This window comes from Hydromonas duriensis (assembly GCF_004363775.1).
Classification (GTDB): Bacteria; Pseudomonadota; Gammaproteobacteria; order Burkholderiales; family Burkholderiaceae; genus Hydromonas; species Hydromonas duriensis.
Window position 1 is genome coordinate 192,114 of the sequence record NZ_SNZE01000001.1, and the last position, 19,486, is coordinate 211,599.

General features: G+C 45.4%; 16 protein-coding genes and 1 pseudogene. 12 read left to right on the forward strand and 5 right to left on the reverse strand.

All coding sequences use genetic code 11. From position 1 onward, the window contains the following. The first annotated feature begins 163 nt into the window (after positions 1-163). From ribD to DFR44_RS00895, 7 genes are all read left to right on the forward strand, one after another. Positions 164-1,312, forward strand: a complete 1,149-nt coding sequence (gene ribD, locus DFR44_RS00865; protein WP_133618809.1) for a bifunctional diaminohydroxyphosphoribosylaminopyrimidine deaminase/5-amino-6-(5-phosphoribosylamino)uracil reductase RibD — start codon at positions 164-166, stop codon at positions 1,310-1,312. A gap of 292 nt (positions 1,313-1,604) precedes the next feature. Further along, positions 1,605-3,035 carry a cytochrome-c oxidase, cbb3-type subunit I gene (ccoN, locus tag DFR44_RS00870; protein ID WP_133618810.1) on the forward strand — a complete coding sequence of 477 codons (1,431 nt, stop codon included), beginning with the start codon at positions 1,605-1,607 and terminating at the stop codon, positions 3,033-3,035. Positions 3,036-3,059: 24 nt separating this feature from the next. Beyond that, entirely contained in the window at positions 3,060-3,674 is a 615-nt protein-coding gene (gene ccoO / locus DFR44_RS00875; RefSeq protein ID WP_133618811.1) for a cytochrome-c oxidase, cbb3-type subunit II, read from the forward strand. 2 nt (positions 3,675-3,676) lie between these two features. Next, a complete protein-coding gene (locus tag DFR44_RS00880; RefSeq protein WP_133618812.1) occupies positions 3,677-3,865 on the forward strand; it encodes a CcoQ/FixQ family Cbb3-type cytochrome c oxidase assembly chaperone in 189 nt (62 codons plus the stop codon). Between the two features lie 52 nt (positions 3,866-3,917). Beyond that, positions 3,918-5,066 (forward strand): cytochrome-c oxidase, cbb3-type subunit III, encoded by a 1,149-nt coding sequence (gene ccoP / locus DFR44_RS00885; RefSeq protein WP_133618813.1) that lies wholly within the window; start codon positions 3,918-3,920, stop codon positions 5,064-5,066. Positions 5,067-5,154: 88 nt separating this feature from the next. Then, the gene (gene ccoG, locus DFR44_RS00890; RefSeq protein WP_133618814.1) at positions 5,155-6,636 is read left to right on the forward strand and encodes a cytochrome c oxidase accessory protein CcoG; all 1,482 of its coding nucleotides are present in this window, start codon (positions 5,155-5,157) and stop codon (positions 6,634-6,636) included. An 11-nt stretch (positions 6,637-6,647) separates the two neighbouring features. Then, a complete protein-coding gene (locus DFR44_RS00895) occupies positions 6,648-7,172 on the forward strand; it encodes a FixH family protein (RefSeq protein WP_133618815.1) in 525 nt (174 codons plus the stop codon). Between the two features lie 101 nt (positions 7,173-7,273). Here the strand turns inward: DFR44_RS00895 and gdhA are convergent, their stop codons facing one another. From gdhA to mutL, 4 genes and pseudogenes are all read right to left on the reverse strand, one after another. Continuing rightward, positions 7,274-8,617 carry an NADP-specific glutamate dehydrogenase gene (gene gdhA / locus DFR44_RS00900; protein WP_133618816.1) on the reverse strand — a complete coding sequence of 448 codons (1,344 nt, stop codon included), beginning with the start codon at positions 8,615-8,617 and terminating at the stop codon, positions 7,274-7,276. 244 nt (positions 8,618-8,861) lie between these two features. After that, positions 8,862-9,536 (reverse strand): ribose-5-phosphate isomerase RpiA, encoded by a 675-nt coding sequence (rpiA, locus tag DFR44_RS11640; RefSeq protein WP_246012003.1) that lies wholly within the window; start codon positions 9,534-9,536, stop codon positions 8,862-8,864. A 231-nt stretch (positions 9,537-9,767) separates the two neighbouring features. Next, positions 9,768-10,043: pseudogene (gene yidD / locus DFR44_RS11760) on the reverse strand (membrane protein insertion efficiency factor YidD); the annotation flags it as partial. Continuing rightward, entirely contained in the window at positions 9,968-11,851 is a 1,884-nt protein-coding gene (mutL, locus tag DFR44_RS00910) for a DNA mismatch repair endonuclease MutL (RefSeq protein ID WP_133618818.1), read from the reverse strand. The gene mutL and the pseudogene yidD, both read right to left, overlap by 76 nt. A 213-nt stretch (positions 11,852-12,064) precedes the next feature. On the opposite strand from mutL, the gene acs reads away from it, so the two are divergent. From acs to glyA, 3 genes are all read left to right on the forward strand, one after another. Continuing rightward, positions 12,065-14,053: an acetate--CoA ligase gene (gene acs / locus DFR44_RS00915; protein WP_133618819.1), complete on the forward strand. Its 1,989-nt coding sequence runs from the start codon at positions 12,065-12,067 to the stop codon at positions 14,051-14,053. 199 nt (positions 14,054-14,252) lie between these two features. Next, entirely contained in the window at positions 14,253-14,885 is a 633-nt protein-coding gene (locus DFR44_RS00920) for a TetR/AcrR family transcriptional regulator C-terminal domain-containing protein (RefSeq protein ID WP_133618820.1), read from the forward strand. 350 nt (positions 14,886-15,235) lie between these two features. Then, complete coding sequence (gene glyA, locus DFR44_RS00925) at positions 15,236-16,483, forward strand: serine hydroxymethyltransferase (RefSeq protein WP_133618821.1); 1,248 nt, start codon at positions 15,236-15,238, stop codon at positions 16,481-16,483. A gap of 92 nt (positions 16,484-16,575) precedes the next feature. Here glyA and DFR44_RS00930 read toward each other — a convergent pair whose 3' ends face one another. Continuing rightward, a complete protein-coding gene (locus DFR44_RS00930) occupies positions 16,576-17,751 on the reverse strand; it encodes an O-antigen ligase family protein (RefSeq protein ID WP_162845108.1) in 1,176 nt (391 codons plus the stop codon). 470 nt (positions 17,752-18,221) lie between these two features. Here DFR44_RS00930 and DFR44_RS00935 point away from each other — a divergent pair, with 470 nt between their 5' ends. Then, complete coding sequence (locus DFR44_RS00935; RefSeq protein WP_133618823.1) at positions 18,222-18,539, forward strand: DMT family transporter; 318 nt, start codon at positions 18,222-18,224, stop codon at positions 18,537-18,539. A gap of 173 nt (positions 18,540-18,712) precedes the next feature. Further along, positions 18,713-19,435, forward strand: a complete 723-nt coding sequence (locus tag DFR44_RS00940; RefSeq protein WP_133618824.1) for a lysophospholipid acyltransferase family protein — start codon at positions 18,713-18,715, stop codon at positions 19,433-19,435. The last annotated feature ends 51 nt before the right edge of the window (positions 19,436-19,486 follow it).

The following is a 19,486-nucleotide window of genomic DNA, read 5'->3' on the forward strand; positions in this document are numbered from 1 at the left end:
ACATTATTTAAAAAAGTGGTTTTAATCGCCTGTGTGAGATGAGTTCATAGACACAGGCGATTTTTTATAATGCCTGCTTAATGTATGTGTATGGTATTTGATTTGAACGCTTGTTTTGACCGTTGCTCACTTCAACCGAGTCGTCAATTAGGTAGAAATAAAAATGAACGCTTTTGATGAATTGTATCTAAGCCTAGCGATTAAATGTGCCCATCAAGCCATTGGCTTGTCTTCGCCTAACCCGCGAGTCGGCTGTGTCTTGGTGAATGATGGGGGCGTACTCGGACAAGGTTTTACTCAGGCAGCGGGGCAGGCGCATGCTGAAGTCATGGCTATTCGAGAGGCTCAGTCGGCAGGGCATGACTTGGCGGGTTGTACGGTATATGTCACGTTAGAGCCTTGTAGTCATTTTGGTAGAACGCCGCCTTGCGTAGATGCTTTGTTAGCGATTCAGCCGAAGCGCATAGTTGTGGCTTTAGTAGATGCCAATCCTTTAGTCGCAGGAAAGGGGATTGCAAACCTGCGTGTAGCAGGTGTCCAAGTTGACGTTATACCGAGTGAAAGCCAATGGGCGCAGGCCGCATTTGATTTGAATATTGGATTCATCAGCCGTATGAGTCAAAGTAAAGTGTTTACCCGATTGAAGTGGGCCTCAAGCGCCGATGGCAAAACAGCCTTGCCAGATGGGCGCAGCCAATGGATAACGGGAGCCGTGGCTCGGGCCGATGGTCATTTGTTTAGGGCGCGCGCTGATGTTTTGGTGACGGGCATTGGTACGGTTTTGCATGATAATCCGCAACTGAATGTGCGCGGAACAGCCGTTGCGCATCCGCCAATTAAATGCGTAGTTGATAGCTTTACACGCACCCCCGTCAGTGCTCGGTTGTTTGAGGATGGTGCGCCCGTTTGGCTTGCCAATCTAGCTTTGGACGCGAATGATGCTGCTTATCTGGAGCAAAAAGCGCGCGAACAAATTTTGTGCGCTGCACATCCTCACTTAAAAATTTTAAGCTTACCGAAAGCAGGAAGGCGAGTCGATTTAAAAGCCCTTTGGCAGTACTTCTATGACCAGCACATCAATGAAGTCCACGTTGAAGCAGGTGCGCAACTCAATGCGGCTGTGCTGAAGCTCGATTTGGTGGATGAGGTGTTAATGTACATTGCTCCTCGTGTTGTCGGAGACGGTAAAAATGCCGTTGCCTTTGCAAAAGATGAATGTTTAGATGATTTGATGAAAGAAAGTGCTTGGAAGTGGAGCGACTGCCAATTGTTGGACTCAGATGCCCGATTGAGGTTGCGTCGCAAGCGTTAAGCAAACGACTTATGGCGTTGTCTATAAGCGGTGGGAAAAATAACACGTATTTATCCACAATAATTGTAGGGTTTAATGTTTGGTATGCCTTTAAATCAAAAGGATTTTATTCATCTTACAATAGATTTTGCACACAATTTAACCAAAAATCCAATCAAAAACCACACTAAAAAGTTGGGTTTTGGGTGCAAAAAAGGGTACAATGTGTGGGTTAGACGACTAAGGGCAAAGCCCTAAGCCCTGAAGTGGGGCGTGTCAATTTGTTTTTGTATTTTTGAAACTGGAGCATGGTATGTCAGCACAAGCCACAACCTACAATTACCGCGTGGTGCGTATGTTCGCCATTATGTCGGTGGTGTGGGGGATCGTCGGAATGTTGGTGGGGGTTTTTATCGCCTCTCAATTGGCGTTTCCTGAATTAAATTTTGGAGTGCCTTGGTTGTCATTTGGACGTTTACGTCCATTGCACACCAATGCAGTTATTTTTGCATTCGGTGGTTGTGCTTTGATGGCAACTTCGTTTCATGTTGTGCAACGCACAACAAATGTACGTTTGTTCGGCGGACGTTTGGCTGATTTCGTGTTTTGGGGCTATCAATTAGTGATTGTCTTGGCTGCGATTACTTTACCTCTTGGGATTACCCAAGGTAAAGAGTATGCCGAGTTGGAGTGGCCGATTGATCTACTCTTGACTGTTGTTTGGGTCGCTTATGCAGTGGTCTTTTTTGGCACCTTGGCAACCCGTAAAGTTTCTCACATTTATGTTGCCAACTGGTTCTTTGGTGCCTTTATTTTAACGGTCGCTATTTTACATTTGGTCAACAGCGCAGCAATCCCAGCAGGTCTTTGGAAGTCTTATTCTGCTTACGCTGGTGCACAAGATGCAATGGTGCAATGGTGGTACGGTCACAACGCGGTTGGCTTTTTCTTGACAGCAGGTTTCTTGGGTATGATGTACTACTACGTACCTAAACAAGCAGGTCGCCCAGTGTATTCATATCGCTTGTCAGTCGTGCATTTTTGGGCCTTGATTTTCACCTATATGTGGGCGGGTCCACACCACTTGCATTACACCGCATTACCAGATTGGACCCAGTCTTTGGGTATGGTGTTCTCTCTGATTTTGCTTGCGCCAAGCTGGGGCGGTATGATTAACGGGATGATGACCTTGTCGGGCGCATGGGAAAAATTACGTGATGACCCAATCCTTAAATTCCTCGTTGTTTCTCTGTCGTTCTACGGGATGTCGACGTTTGAAGGTCCAATGATGGCGATTAAAACGGTCAATGCCTTGTCTCACTATACTGACTGGACTGTAGGTCATGTTCACAGCGGTGCTTTGGGTTGGGTTGGCTTTGTGTCCATCGGTTCTTTGTACTATCTGATTCCACGTATGTTTAACCGTGAAACCATGTACAGCACGCGCTTGATTAATTTACATTTTTGGATTGCAACTATCGGTGTGGTCTTGTATATATCGTCTATGTGGATTTCAGGTGTGATGCAAGGCATGATGTGGCGTGCAATTAATCCTGATGGAACGCTGGTGTATACCTTTATTCAAAGTATTGTCGCTTCAAAACCGCTTTATATTATCCGAGCTTTAGGTGGTTTAATGTATCTATCGGGCATGATTATCATGGCTTATAACGTTGCTCGTACCATTATGGCTGGTAAAGCAGTAGAAGCACCAATTCCTGCTTTAAGTCATGACCACCATTAATTGAGCTGTTTGGAGAAAATTACCATGAGTTTTTTATCACAAGACAAAGTTGAACGCAAAGTTGGTCTGCTGATTGTATTGACCGTGCTCGCAGTTTCATTTGGTGGCCTGGCTGAAATTGTCCCTTTGTTTTTTCAAAAATCAACAACGCAACCAATTGAGGGTGTAAAACCCTACAACGCCTTGCAATTGGCGGGACGGGATGTCTTTACTCGAGAAGGCTGTTATAACTGCCACTCTCAGATGATTCGTCCTTTCCGTGCAGAAACTTTACGCTATGGTCATTATTCTGTTGCGGGTGAGTCCGTTTATGATCACCCGTTTCAGTGGGGCTCAAAGCGTACAGGGCCTGATTTAGCCCGAGTGGGTGGACGTTATTCGGATGAGTGGCATCGCATTCACCTTAACGATCCTCGCGCAGTGGTTCCGCAATCTATTATGCCATCATATCCATGGTTGAATAATAACAAAGTAGATGCTGTTGTCTTACAACAGCACATGAAAGCTTTGACTAAAGTGGGTGTGCCTTATACAGAGCAAGATATTGCGGATGCGCCGAAACTGCTAGAGAATAAAACAGAGATGGATGCTGTTGTCGCATATTTGCAGGGTCTTGGTTTGGCTTTAAAGGATAAATAGTCATGGGCGATTTAGACGGTTCTACCATTGCGCACATCATATATACAGTGGTTAGTTTTGTATGTTTTGTCGCTTGGATTGTGTGGTTTTTGGGTAAAGATAATCGGGCAAAATATCAAAAATTGGCAGCTGATTTTTTGAACGATGATGACACAACGCCAAATCCGATGGATGGGCTGTCAAAAAAATAGTCGGACTTACAGATATAGAAGCACTACTTTCAGATGAATTGAAGGAAAAAACATGAGTGATTTTACCAGCCCATTTTGGTCTTACTGGATTACAGCAATTGCTGTAGGTGGCGTGATATTTTGTATCGCTATTCTGATTAGCCAGATGATGGCCAAAACCAACAAACCTGGTGAAGAGAATCTTCAGCCTCACGTCTGGGATGATACTTTACAGGAATATAATAACCCTATGCCGCGTTGGTGGTTGTTTATGTTTGTTGGAACGATTATTTTTGGCGTTGTATATTTTTGGGTTTACCCCGCTTTGGGTAATAATAAAGGGACTTTTGCTTGGTCATCTCAAGGCGAGTACGAAGCTGAGACCGCAAAGCTCGAAAACCAAGTTGCACCAATTTATGCTCAGTTTTTGAGCACGCCTATTGAGCAGTTGGCTGAAAACAAAGAGGCTATGGCTTTAGGTCAACGTTTATTCTTAAACAATTGTGCCCAGTGTCACGGTGCAGATGGCGGCGGCTCTAAAGGTTTTCCTAACTTAACTGACAGCGATTGGTTGTATGGTGGTTGGCCACAAAATATTGAACGCTCCATTATGGGTGGTCGTAATGGTGTGATGACGCCTCAGGCAGATGCTTTGAAAACACCAGTAGCCGTGAACGATGTGGCAAACTATGTCTTGTCATTGTCCAATACTCCACATGATGCTGTTGCTGCTGCTCGAGGCAAGGACAAGTTCACGTTGTGTGCAAGCTGCCACATGGTGGATGGTAAAGGTGCCATTTCTGATCAAACAGGCGCGCAGCGCGGTGTAGGTGCTCCTAATTTGACTGATAAAACGTGGTTGTATGGTGGGGATATTAAAACCATTACAGAAACAATTACTAAAGGTCGAAATAATGTGATGCCAGCATGGGCTTGTTTCTTAGGTGAAGCTCGAGTGCATGTTTTAGCCGCTTATGTCTGGCAGTTGAATCGTGATGAAAATGGTAAAGTGTTGAATCCAACACAAGCACCTGAGTATTTAGCTAAATTTGCTGCTGAAGATAAAGCAGCTTGGGATATGGGCAAAACAGAAGGCATCAAACGAGGTGTTCCTGAGTGCCAAGGTATCTCTGTTCATATGCAGAAAGCGTGGAAAGCTGAAGCGGATGAGGCTGCGGCGGCTCAGGCTGCTAAACCAGCAGAAGCAGAGATCAAAAAATAAGACTAAAATAAAAGCGTTCAAATAAAATTGAACGCTTTTTTTATTTAGAATAGTTTTGACACTGAATTGACATTGAAGAAAGAGAAAAATGCGCCCTGTATTTTACGCAAAAGTAGAACAGTCTGATTCGGTTGGCGGTCAGACCCCACACCGTCATGGCAAAGAACAGGATAAACCACAAGGTTTATTTACTGCTCGAAAAAAAATGTTTGTGCGCGAGGTGAGTGGCTTTTTCGATAATTGGCGTTGGGTATTTGTGTGGCTAACGCAAATTGTATTTTACGGCACACCATGGTTACAGTGGAATGGGCGTCAGGCAGTGTTGTTTGATTTAAACGAACACAAGTTTTATTTGTTTGGACTGGTGTTGTGGCCTTCAGATGTGGCCTATATGGCGATTTTGCTTATCATTTGCGCTTTAGCATTGTTTTTGTTTACGGCTGTTGCAGGACGCTTATGGTGTGGTTACACTTGCCCTCAAACCGTTTATACTGAAATTTTTATGTGGTTTGAACGCAAAATCGAGGGCGACCGTGTGGCGCAGATGCGTTTGGATAAAGCACCGTTGTCTTTTAATAAAATTTGGCGTAAGGCTTTAAAACATTCGGCTTGGATTCTGGTTGCCCTTTGGTCTGGTTATACACTGGTTGCCTATTTCACACCCGTCAGAGAGTTGATTGTCGAAACGCTCAATTTCACTTTGTCAGCCGCAGAGGTGTTTTGGATTTTCTTTTATGGTTTTATGATGTATTTATTCGCAGGCTGGATGCGTGAGCAAGTCTGTAAATACATGTGCCCTTACGCTCGTTTCCAAAGTGTTATGTTTGATGAAGATACTTTAATCGTGACTTATGATGTCAAGCGTGGAGAATCACGCGGGCCGCGTAAAAAAGGGATTGATCCAAGAGAGGTGGGTAAAGGCGATTGTATTGACTGCGGTGTTTGTGTGGATGTGTGTCCAACGGGTATTGACATTCGCAATGGTTTACAATATGAATGCATTGGTTGTGGGGCTTGCATTGATGGCTGTAATGATATTATGGCAAAAATGGGCTACCCTAAAAATTTGATTCGGTACGACACGGAAAATGGTGTGGAATTAGGTTTAAGCAAAAAACAGCTAATTCGTAAAGTCTTTCGAGGTCGAGTCCTGGTGTACACGGCTGTTTTATTGGCCTTAATTGGTGGTTTAGCCTATAGTTTAAGCGAACGTAGCGTGGTTAAGGTGCGTGTTGAACGTGATGCGCGGACCGTTGTTCGTGTTTTAGAAAATGGTTTGATTGAAAATGTGTATCGCATACAACTATCGAATTCAGATGAAAAGGCGCATCAAATTGCTTTAAGTGCTCATGGTTTGAATGGTATTTCGATTTCAGGGAGCAATGAAATACTCTTACCTGAGCTAAGTACGCAAACTTTGGTGTTGAGATTACAAGTAGACCCAGTGAAAGCACGCAGTGCGGGTGGAACGTCGGGAACAAATCCTGTAGAAATTAAGCTTAAGACGTTGGATTTAAAAGAAGAGCCGATGGTTGAGAAAACCATATTTATGCTACCAAAACAAGATTAGACAAGGTTGTTATGAATTCAATTCATGTGAGTCAAAACTCAAATAAAAAAATTGCAGAGCCATGGTATAAAAATCATGTTGTGCTCTTGATGTTGACATTGCCCTTAGTGGTTGTATTGGCCTCGTTTATCACTTTGTATTTAGCGATAAAAACCAATGATGGCGTGCTTGATGATGACTATTACAAGCAAGGATTGGCCATCAATCAGGATTTGGCACGAGATAATCAAGCAAAGACTTTGGGCTTGACCGCTCAATTGCAGATAAAAGGCCCTGCTGTAGAGCTTAAAATGACCAGCTTAGCAACGGCTGCCTTGGCGGGTCAGCCTATAAAAATGAGCTTGCAAAATATGGCCAGTAAGACCGAGGATTCTGTTTTGACCCTTGTGCCAGCTGGTGAGGGTGTATGGAGGGGCGAGTTAAAAAAACAGATCTCTACAGGGCATTGGCACATTCAATTGGAAGCACAGGATTGGCGATTGACGCAAACCGTTGTCGGCGGTATGCAATCTCCAATTTCATTTTCAGCTAAATGAGAATTGAGTAAAGTGGATCAAGTTTTGTCAGTGGATTCATGAAGTAGAAAAAGCCGCTCGTTTAGAGCGGCTTTTTTAGTACGGCTTAAGCGAGTAAAGAATTAATACACGCCTTGGGCAATCATTGCTTCAGCCACTTTTACGAAGCCAGCAATGTTTGCGCCATCTACATAATTCACTGAACCATCAGCTTGTGTGCCGTATTTAACACAGTTTTGGTGAATGTCTTTCATGATGGCGTGGAGTTTTGCATCGACTTCTTCACGTGTCCAAGACAAGCGAATTGCATTTTGGCTCATTTCTAAACCAGAAGTAGCCACACCACCTGCATTTGAGGCCTTGCCTGGTGCAAACATGATGCCTGCATGTAAGAATGCTTCAACAGCTTCTAATGTCGAAGGCATGTTCGCGCCTTCAGATACACAGATGACGCCATTAGCGAGCAAGGTTTTGGCATCATTCTCATCCAATTCATTTTGGGTTGCGCATGGCAATGCCACGTCGGCTTTGATGTGCCAAGGACGTTTGCCTGCTTCGAACGTGTGACCATGAGCCGCAGCAAAAGCCGACAGACGACCGCGCTGTACATTTTTTAAGTCCATAATCGCCGCAAGTTTCGCAGCGTCAATACCTTCAGGAATGTGTAAAGTCCCTTCTGAATCAGACAGAGACACCACTTTTGCGCCCAATTGAGTGGCTTTTTCGCATGCGTATTGTGCGACATTGCCTGAGCCTGAAATCAAAACAGTCTTGCCTTTGATGTCGTCGCCTTTGTGGTTGAGCATTTCTTGGGCAAAGTATACGGTGCCGTAGCCTGTTGCTTCAGGGCGAATCAAAGAACCGCCGAAGGTAATGCCTTTACCTGTAAACACAGAACCCGTGTCATTTGAGTATTTTTTCATGTAACCCGTCATGAAGCCGACTTCACGTGCGCCCACGCCGATATCACCAGCAGGCACGTCCGTGTTCGGGCCAATGTGACGATACAACTCGCCCATCAACGCTTGGCAAAAACGCATCACTTCGCCGTCTGATTTACCCTTCGGATCAAAGTCAGAGCCGCCTTTACCGCCACCCATAGGCAGAGTGGTCAATGAGTTTTTAAACGTTTGTTCAAAGGCCAAAAATTTCAAAATAGACAAGTTGACCGATGGGTGAAAACGCATGCCGCCTTTGTAAGGGCCAATGGCATTGTTGTGTTGAATACGGAAAGCGCGGTTTACTTGAGTATTGCCCGCATCATCAACCCAGCTCACGCGGAATTGAATCACACGCTCTGGCTCAACCAAACGTTCCAATACTGCATAATTGGCGTATTTTGGATTTTTTTCGATGAACGGCCACAGGCTTGTCATTACCTCTTTGACTGCTTGCAAAAATTCGGGTTGGTTCGGGTCGCGTTTGGCGACGTAAGCTAAAAAGTCTTCTAATGTTGCGTAAGCCATGTAGCTGCTCCTTCTTTTCTCATGTGGTTTTGTAAAAATTAATGATTAATCCGTCACCAATTATCATTTATAAGGTGTAAGATTGATTAATGAAACTGCGCCATTCTAACCTTTTTGAACCGATAAAACAAATGATAAAGCCGCGTATTCAAGCGGTTTTCAGGAAGAATTTATGGTTAAATAAAAGCTGTGCGATTGTTTCACTTGGGTTTTTGTGTGTCCCTATTTTTAAAACAATATTAACTTAATAACTTATTGTTTTGACGCCCTCTGCGGTCGCAATTAAGGCAATATCGGCAGCATTTTGCGCAAAAATGCCCACGGTCAACACGCCTGGAATAATGCTCAGTTGAATTTCCAAGGCCAAAGGCTCGTTAATGCTTAAGCCATGCACATCTAAAATATGACAGCCGTTGTCAGTGATGAGCGGAGTGCCATCGGCATGTTTGCGCCATACGGGGCGACCGCCCAAATCACTCAACTGGCGCGCGACGGCTTCCCGCGCCAAAGGCACGACCTCAACGGGCAGGGGGAATGTGCCCAGTATATTCACTTCTTTGCTTGCATCCGCGATGCAGATGAACTGTTCGGCGATAGACGCGCAAATTTTCTCGCGCGTATGTGCGGCGCCGCCGCCCTTAATCATGTTGCCTTCGGTGTCAATTTCATCCGCGCCATCAATATAAACGGGGACGGACTCGACCTCATTGACGTCAAATACTTGGATGCCGTGACCTTCGAGTCGCTGCTTAGTGCGCTCCGAGCTGGCAATCGCGCCGATAATTTTATCTTTTATAAGAGCAAGCTCGTCAATAAATAAATCAGCTGTTGAGCCCGTACCAACACCAATGATGGTGTTGTGCGGCACGTATTCAATGGCTTTTTGGGCAACGAGGCGTTTGAGTTCGTTTTGGTTCATGATTTTTATCGCTTTAAATGTTGATTGAGAATCGGGGGTTATAGATAATGGCCGTGCATATTTTAAATTGTTTCCTTTTGAAGTGAAACCACAGCTGCCAATGTCGATGCAATTTGCAATTTCTCCTGATAATTCAAAACAAGCGCAGTCAGATGGGATATCGCATGATGCGTCACAAAAACCTGCTTGTTGCGATTTATAAGGCGTGGAAAATTGTATTAATTTTTTGTTTGCTTCGGTGCAACGTAGCAAACGTTGTTGTAAAAGTATGAGGCCTTTTAATGTGCCGAATCGTCGTATAACGCGATATCCTAATTTTGAACAGCTAGCTCGTCCCGAGTGTATGCGAAACGCGCATTCAAATCCTTTATGCGGCGATATATATAATTGATAAAAACGAATGACACTTAAAAATATCCAACGCATTTGGTTTATTGCCCACGCATAAATAAAGCATCCAATTGCTTCATCGTCATGTGTACCCAAGTTGGTCGACCGTGATTGCATTGATTGGCGCGTTCTGTCGCTTCCATGTCGCGTAGGAGTTGATTCATTTCGGGTAGGGTTAAGTTGCGGTTGGCGCGTACTGCGCCGTGACAGGCGAGTGTGCCCAGTAATTCATTGCGCTTTTCAGTTAAGACGTGAGTGGCGCCAAACTCAGTGATGTCGGCTAAAACTGCGCGTGCGAGTTCGATGGCGTTCGCCTGCTTGAGTAAAGTGGGAATGCTGCGAATGGCGATTTCAGTTTGTCCCAGCGGCGTCAGGGTTAGGCCTATGTGAGATAAAACCGCGTTGCATTCAGGTTCGTGCAAAGTCGCTATTTCGACGGGTGAGGCAGAAAAATGAATGGGGAGCAGCAAGTCTTGACGGGTGAGCGGTTCATTATCGAGAATGTTTTTTAAGCGTTCGTAGACAATCCGCTCGTGCGCCGCGTGCATGTCGATGAGCACCAAGCCTTGAGTATTTTGCGCCAGTACATATACGCCATGAACTTGTGCGATGGCGAAGCCGAGAGGATGTTCATCGTGGGTGGATGCTGATTGATTCACATCCGCTGGTGCTTGAGTTTGAAACATTTCAAAGCGTTCGTTGTCCGTGCTTTGAGCTGTGCCAAAACGTTCAGGTTGGGCAGGGCTGTTCAGCAAGTCAAGGTAATTGCGAGCGGTTTGTGCCAGCTGGAGAGGTTGCTGTTGAGCACTCGTGTATGGTTTGGCAAAGGGGCGTGTGACGGTTGATGGGTTAGGGTAAGGCAACTTCGCTTGCGAATTGTCAAAGTTGGTATTCACTTCGCCCAATTGCACCCGTGAGCTGGCCGTTTGTGCCAACGATTTTTTTAAACTGTTGGCGATGAATTGGTGTATCGCGCCACTTTCTCGAAAACGCACTTCGGTTTTGGCAGGGTGAACGTTGACGTCAACGCCTTGCGCGGGGCAATCGAGAAATAAAACATAGGCAGGAAAACGCGCGTGATGCAGTACATCGGCATAAGCGGTGCGGATGGCATGATTGACCACTTTGTCGCGTACGAAGCGTTGGTTAATATAAGCATACTGAATATCGGCGCGTGCCCGCGCGACGTCGGGCGGACATATCATGCCGATTAGTTGCAATTCGCCTGATGTGTGGTGGACCCAAATGGCGTGTTCAGGCAAGTTTTTACCCAATACGTCTTTGATGCGGTGTTGCCAGTCGGTGGCAAGATATTGTTCAAGTGTTTTGTCGTTGTGCGTCAGCGTGAATGCGCAGTGCGGGTTTGCCAAAGCGGCACGGGTAAAATACTCCACGCAATGGGACAATTCTGTTGCATCTGTTTTAAGAAATTTCCGTCGCGCAGGGGTGTTGAAATATAAATGCGAGACTTCGATGCGAGTACCTACTTCGCCTGCCGCAGCTCGAGTTTGCCATGTGCCATTGAGATTGTCGATGCACATGGCGTGTTCAGCGGCATCGTTGCGGCTGGTTAAACGCATGTGCGAAACCGACGCAATCGAGGCCAATGCTTCGCCCCGAAATCCCATTGATTCAACGTGTTCAAGCTCATCGAGTGAACGAACTTTACTGGTGGCGTGGCGCGTGACCGCTAAGGATAACTCGTTCGCCGCAATGCCGCAGCCGTTGTCACTGATGTCAATGAGCGACTTTCCGCCCTCGGACAAGCGTAATGTGATGGTTGTTGCGCCAGCGTCCAAGGCATTTTCCAGCAACTCTTTGACCACGGATGCGGGGCGTTCAACCACTTCACCCGCAGCAATTTGGCTGATGAGGTGATCAGGCAGTTCGAGTATGGCGCGTTGCGGAGCGAGACGAATTTTCATGGAGTGATTGTATAAAATAAGTTCATCATTTTACAGGGACTTTGCTTGCGCTGTGTAGGCAACGTGCATCACTTTATTTTTGGTGCTTGTTAAACAGTGTTTTGTGGCGTTTTACGCTTGTCAGCCGTTTGTAAGTCCATGCTTTCAAAATGATTTACAAGCTTGAAAATCTATATTTACGATAAACAATGATAAACAATGTTAGGAGACAAAATGACTACGAATACCATTCAAAGTACGGCGACTGAAAACCGTTTATTCACGCCTTCTGTGAATTGGTCCGCTACAGCGGCGATTCCTGATATGGCGGCTTATAAAGCACTGTGCGATGAGGCCGCGAATGACTATGAAGGTTTTTGGGCACGTTTGGCGCGGGAAAACTTAACTTGGCATACCCCATTTACACAAGTGTTGGATGAGTCCAATGCACCTTTTTATCAATGGTTCGCAGACGGTCGTTTGAACGCTTCTTACAACTGCCTTGACCGTCATGTGGAAGCAGGGCGTGGCGATAAGGTGGCCATTCGCTTTGAGTCCGATAACGGCGAAGTGACTCTTGTGACCTATTCAAACTTGTTGTCACGCGTGAATAAAATGGCGAATGTGCTTAAAAGTCTCGGTGTTCAAAAAGGCGACCGAGTGATGATTTATTTGCCCATGTCGATTGAAGGCGTAACAGCGATGCAAGCGTGCGCGCGCATTGGCGCAATTCACAGCGTCGTTTTTGGTGGCTTTTCTGCCAAAGCTTTGAACGACCGTATCGTTGATACGGGCGCATCGCTCATTATTACCGCAGACGAGCAAGCGCGGGGAGGTAAAAATTTACCTTTGAAAGACAATGTCGATGAAGCGCTGGCGCTCGGTGACTGCGAGTCAGTGCGTCATGTCTTGGTCAATATTCGGACGCATGGTTCAATTTCATTTAGAGAAGGGTTTGATTTGCATTTAGAACCTTTGCTTGCGCGACAATCCGATCAATGTGAGCCTGTTTGGGTCGAGGCCGAGCATCCGCTGTTTATTTTGTACACTTCGGGTTCGACAGGCACGCCTAAAGGCGTGCAGCACTCAACGGGTGGTTATTTGCTGTGGGCGACGCAAACCATGAAGTGGACCTTTGACATTAAGCCCAATGACGTGTTTTGGTGTACGGCGGACATTGGCTGGATTACGGGGCATACGTATGTGTGCTATGGCCCTTTGTCGGCTGGTGCCACTCAAATAGTATTTGAAGGCATTCCAACCTATCCAAATGCATCACGTTTTTGGAAAATGATTGAATCGCACCGTTGCAGCATTTTTCATACCGCCCCCACCGCCATTCGCGCACTGAATAAATCATCGGAAATGGATGAAAGCGTCCATCCTAAGAACTTTGATTTAAGCAGTTTGCGCATCATGGGCTCGGTCGGTGAGCCGATTAATCCAGAGGCGTGGATGTGGTACTACAAGAACGTGGGCGGAGAGCGTTGCCCAATCGTTGATACGTTCTGGCAAACGGAAACAGGCGGAAATATGATTGCACCGATGCCTGCCGCCACACCTTTAATGCCAGGCTCATGCACGATGCCTTTGCCTGGCATCATGACCGCCATTGTGGATGAAACAGGACATGATGTAGAGAATGGGCAAGGGGGGCTTTTGGTGGTGAAACGCCCGTGGCCCTCGATGTTGCGCAATGTGTGGGGTAATCCGCAACGGTATAAATCGGGCTACTTTCCAGAAGAGTTGGGCGGGACATACTATTTGGCAGGTGATGGTGCAATGCGCTATGTCGATACGACCTATTTCCAAATCATGGGACGCATTGACGATATTTTAAATGTATCAGGACATCGTTTGGGTACAATGGAAGTCGAGTCGGCCTTGGTGTCGCATCACCTCGTAGCAGAAGCCGCAGTGGTGGGTCGCCCAGATGATGTAAGCGGTGAAGCGATTTGTGCGTTTGTGGTTTTGAAACGCACTTTGCCAAAAGGCGCGGAGGCTTTAGAAATAGCCAAAGAGTTGCGCAACTGGGTTGGGCAGGAAATTGGTCCGATTGCAAAACCCAAAGACATTCGCTTTGGTGACAATCTGCCTAAAACCCGTTCGGGCAAAATTATGCGCCGTCTCTTGCGCTCAATTGCCAAAGGTGAAGAAATTTCGCAAGACACATCGACTTTAGAAAATCCCGCTATTTTGGAACAGCTCAAACAGGCTTTATAATAAGTCATTCAGCTCCTATGCTTCAGCACAAGCGGCTCGTGAGAGCCGCTTTTTTTATGATCCTTATTGATGGTTATGTGATGAGGTGGCAAGCCTTGTTCCATTCATTTATTCTTTAAACTCGTCACATCAAAGGATTCGGGTGTTAAAATAATCATCTATATTTTTATGCAATTCTTTTATATTGATTTGACCCGCCATGAGTGATGCCCGCCAAAAAATTATTCAAACCGCTTTAGCGCTGCTCGATGAAGTGGGGCTAGAGGGGCTGACGATGCGCGGTTTAGCGAGCAAACTTTGCATTCAAGCCCCATCTTTATACTGGCATTTCAAAAACAAACAAGAGTTGTTGAATGCCATGATGGACTCAATGTTGATGTTGTATCTGCAGCCGAGTGAACAGTTCGCCATCAGTGGCCCGTGGCAGGTGCAGATTCACGCGCGTGCAAAATCCTTGCGAAGCATGTTGTTGAGTCACCGAGACGGGGTCTTGGTCTTTTGTCGAAAAGTCAGCATTTCACACAACTCGATGCGCGTGATGAATGATTTGACGCAGGTGCTGTTAGACGCAGGTTTTAAACCGAAAGATGCGGCTCGTTGCGTGTTTTCTTTATGGCATTACGTGATTGGCTTTGTGCTGGAAGAGCAAAAAACCACGGGCGCACATGCTTTGGTTGATTTGAATCAATTGAAACAAGAGCTGCGCAATAAAGTCACACCAGAGTATTCGGGTCTATTTATGTCGTATGAGTGGTTTTTTGATGCTGATATTGACGCACGTTTTGAGTTTGGCATCCAGCTGTTGCTCAGTGGCCTAGCACTCCAATCTTAATTTTGAGAAGGATATTAAATGCCGTTCATCATGCGTGTTTAGCTGAGTTGTGGGTTTGACAAAACAAGTTAAAACCCGTACAGTGGTGCGTCTAATCAGGATGTGTAAAAGATTTTATTGGCACAATTTTCCCCGCTTAAAGCCACGGTTTACGCACATGGCACTATTTTGATGTTTTGGCATGTGGTGGGTTAAATGACGTGGCAATTTGTGTGGGCTGTTTAGTCAACATGTGAGACTAACGCCAAACACGCCTCAATATGCGAGCACAATGCGAGGTCATTGTGTTTTTTAGTTTTTTCGGTAACGCATTTATATTGCATTGTATTTTTTCGACAAAGGATGACATCATGTTTGATCGTACCAACAACAGTTTGGCTCATACGGATCCAGAATTACTGGCGGTTATTGAATTGGAAAATAAACGTCAACAAGATCACATTGAGCTGATTGCCTCTGAGAACTACACCAGCCCAGCCGTGATGGAAGCGCAAGGTTCGCAATTGACCAATAAATACGCCGAAGGTTATCCAGGCAAGCGTTATTACGGTGGTTGTGAGCACGTGGACGTGGTTGAGCAAATGGCGATAGACCGTGTTAAACAATTATTTGGCGCAGAAGCTGCCAATGTGCAACCCAACTCAGGTTCACAAGCCAATCAAGGTGTGTTCTTTACCGTCTTGCAACCTGGTGATACCATCATGGGCATGAGCTTGGCTGAAGGTGGGCACTTGACGCATGGCATGAAACTCAATCAAAGTGGCAAATGGTTTAACGTTGTATCGTATGGTTTAGATGCCAATGAAGACATCGATTATGCCGAGATGGAAAAGCTCGCCCGCGAAACCAAGCCCAAACTCATTATTGCGGGTGCATCTGCATTTGCTTTGCGCATTGACTTTGAACGTTTCGCTAAAATTGCCAAAGAGGTGGGCGCATATTTCATGGTGGATATGGCGCATTATGCAGGTCTGATTGCAGCGGGCGTGTATCCCAACCCAGTCCCACATGCAGACTTTGTGACCACAACAACGCACAAATCTTTGCGTGGTCCTCGTGGGGGCGTGATTTTGATGAAAGCTGAACACGAAAAAGCCATCAACTCAGCGATTTTTCCTGGTATCCAAGGTGGTCCATTGATGCACGTCATTGCAGGTAAAGCGGTTGCGTTCAAAGAAGCGTTAAGCCCAGAATTTAAAACCTACCAAGAGCAAGTGGTGAAAAATGCAAAAGTATTGGCCGAGACGTTAGTCGCACGTGGTTTGCGCATTGTTTCAGGTCGTACCGAGTCACATGTGATGCTGGTTGACTTGCAACCTAAAAATTTGACGGGCAAAGAGGCGGAGCGCATTTTGGGCGAAGCGCACATGACTTGCAACAAAAACGCCATTCCAAATGACCCACAAACGCCGTTTGTCACCAGCGGCATTCGCATCGGCACGCCCGCGATGACGACACGAGGTTTTAAAGAGGTTGAAGCTGAAAAGGTTGCAAATTTGATTGCCGATGTGCTCGATAATCCAACCGATGAGTCTGTATTAGAGCGCGTACGTGCTGAAGTGAAAGTCTTGACAGATGCGTATCCCGTTTATAAATAAGGTGAATGGATAATACTGCTGCATAAAAAAAGACGGGATTAGCCCGTCTTTTTTACGTAAAACATCAACAGTTGATGTGCTTTTTGTGGTGATTAAGTATCAGTCTTCGATTCTTGGTTAGAGCGGATTGAATCATTGTTTTTATAGTATGCAAAAAAGCAGACCAATGTAATCACTTCAATTAAGGTAATGCGCTGATGGGCAAGTTGAACTTGAGTAAGCCCAAAAGTAAGCCAGCAGATACAGACCCCAAGTACCAGTAATTTTGGAGTTGGCGCTGCGCGGCGAGCCATGAACGCAGCGCCTAGGTAGAGCGCCAGTACGCTCATAAGCCCAATTATTCCTAGCTCGGACAGTAGTTGCAAATAGTCATTGTGGGCATGATAACCTAAAGCATACGATGGTACATTTAAGGCGTGTTGCTGACTACGGATTTCCTCTACGAGACGTTCTTTACCCACGCCTGCCATCGGATGTGCCTTAAATAAGGTCCAGCTGGCTTGCCATACTTCAGTACGAATTCCGATGGAGGTGTTTGTATTGCCTTGCTGGATGCTTTTTAAGTCCAACAACGTGTCGTTGACCCTAGATGCAACAGGTGCAATGTACAAAGATGCAACAAGCGCACAGATAATCACAGAGCAGGTGACAAAGAGTGTTTTTGGTTTGAATTTGACTTGTAAAACGTTGAGTGAAGCCAATGCTAAAAAGGGCACTGCAATTAAAGGCCCGCGACTGCTAGATAGCACGCAAGCAATTAAGCCTAAACCAGCTGCTAAAATAATCAAAGCTTTGGCGAGTAGTATTTTTTGTTCATCGAAGTGTTTTGGAATGAATTTCAATAATAAAAGCGTATAAAAGCTGAACAGAATACTGATTTCACCAAAAGTAATTGGGTTGATGGCTCCAGAGGCACGCGCCTCATTTTCTCGGAACACCTCGTGTAAAGCAGTTGCACCGAAACACACGCATGCAATTAAAGCCCCTACTAAAAAATACTGCGGTGCAATTTTTCTGGCTCGAAAAAAGAGATAAACAGGAACACACAAAAGAAAACGAGACAGTGTGTCAAACTCATTGAGTTCAACCGAGCCTTGTTGTAATAAGCTGATTGCAGACACTAAAGGATACAGACACAAAGCACCGATGAATAAGCGATCTTGTTTATCCAGATGTTTAGTATTAGAACAAACAGTGCCTAAAGAGATAAGCAAACATAAAATCATCATTCCATCAAATAATCGAGGGATTGCGTTAATAGAAGCCACGCCAATCAGTAAGGCGCAACTAAAAATTCGCTCAGACCATGAGGATGAAGTTACAGAATACATAAAATAATTTCCTGTGTTGTACACTGTTTGTACATTGAAACAAAGTTAAAAAAACTCACATAAAGTAGCACATTTGTATTTTGTATTTTATTTTTTATGTAAGACTTGGCATCATACTCTAAACCCGTGCTTTTTCAACGTTCAAGCATGTTTTTTAATCACGTCTTTCATGGACATGATATTCATTTATACAGTAAGTGAGTAGGTGTAAAAATTTAAGTCGATGAGAGTCAATTGTATTCGCATCCCCTGAGTGATGAACATAAATTGGAGTGGTTTGAATATGTTCTCGGCTTGCGCCGAATAGGGGTTGGTAATAAAAATAAAGACTTTTTGATGATTGGCGTTTGACCCAGCGGCTTAGTTCGTGAACAATAGACGTCTAATTCAACCTCACTGGGGGCAATATGGCGTGGGTATGTTTATTTATAGCGGGTTTGTTTGAGGTCGGTTGGGTGGTTGGATTAAAATACACCGAAGGTTTCACCCATTTTATACCGTCAGTCCTCACGATTGGAGCAATGATAGTTAGTTTATGGCTGCTTGAAATCGCCATGCGCACGTTACCGATGGGCACCGCGTATACGGTCTGGGGTGGCGTTGGTTCTGTGGGCACTGTTGCGGTCGGTATTTGGCTCTTTAATGAGCCCGCTGATTGGATACGACTGTTTTGTGTGGGCTTGATTATTGTTGGGGTGATTGGTTTGCAGTGGGTGACGCACTGATTTATAAACTATAGTCTACGTTTAGACTGACATCTGTGAACGGTGGCGTTTAAATGTAAGATGTTGGCTATTTGGTTAAGGCGAGTTCCATTTCACCGTGCTTTAGGTGTAAGTGATTGTGGTGTAAGTGATTTAAAACTCTAAAACAATTAATTTGATAAGGGTGGCGTTTTATGGCGATGATTCGATCGGCTATTTTTATTGTATGTGTCGTCTTGTGGACGATTCCATTTTCAATGTTATGTATGTTAACGGCGGTATTGCCGTACCGCTATCGATATGCGTTTACGTCGATTTGGAACCGAGTGACGATTTTTGCGGCGCGTTGGATTCTTGGTATTCGTTATGAAGTCCGCGGGATGGATAACCTCCCACCGAAAGGCTCGGGGGCTGTGGTCTTGTCGAAACACCAGTCTGCTTGGGAAACCATTTTTTTATTGTATGCGCTTGGTAATCCGCTCTGTTTTGTGTTTAAGCGAGAATTGTTGTGGGTGCCTTTTTTTGGTTGGGGTTTGGGTTTATTGCGCATGGTAGCCATTGACCGCAGTTCAGGTGTGGATGCGTTTGAACAGACTGTGACACAAGCGCGAGTACGCTTATCCGATGGTGTGTGGATGATTATGTTTCCTGAAGGCACTCGCATCATGCCAGGTGCGTCGAGTAAATTCAAAACTGGCGGCGCGCGCTTGGCAACGGCATTAGAAGCACCCATTATTCCAATTGCGCATAATGCAGGGGAATGTTGGCCTAAAAAGCCATGGGTCAAGCGTGCAGGCAAAGTGACGGTTTCAATTGGACCGATGATTCATTCTAAAGGTCGTGAGGTGATTGATGTTCATAACGAGATGGTGACGTGGATTCAAACCGAAATGAAACGCTTGCCGAAAGCGTGCTAACGTGTTGTTTTATTTGTTTAAAGATGTGTGCAAAATTCCATAGGAGAAATG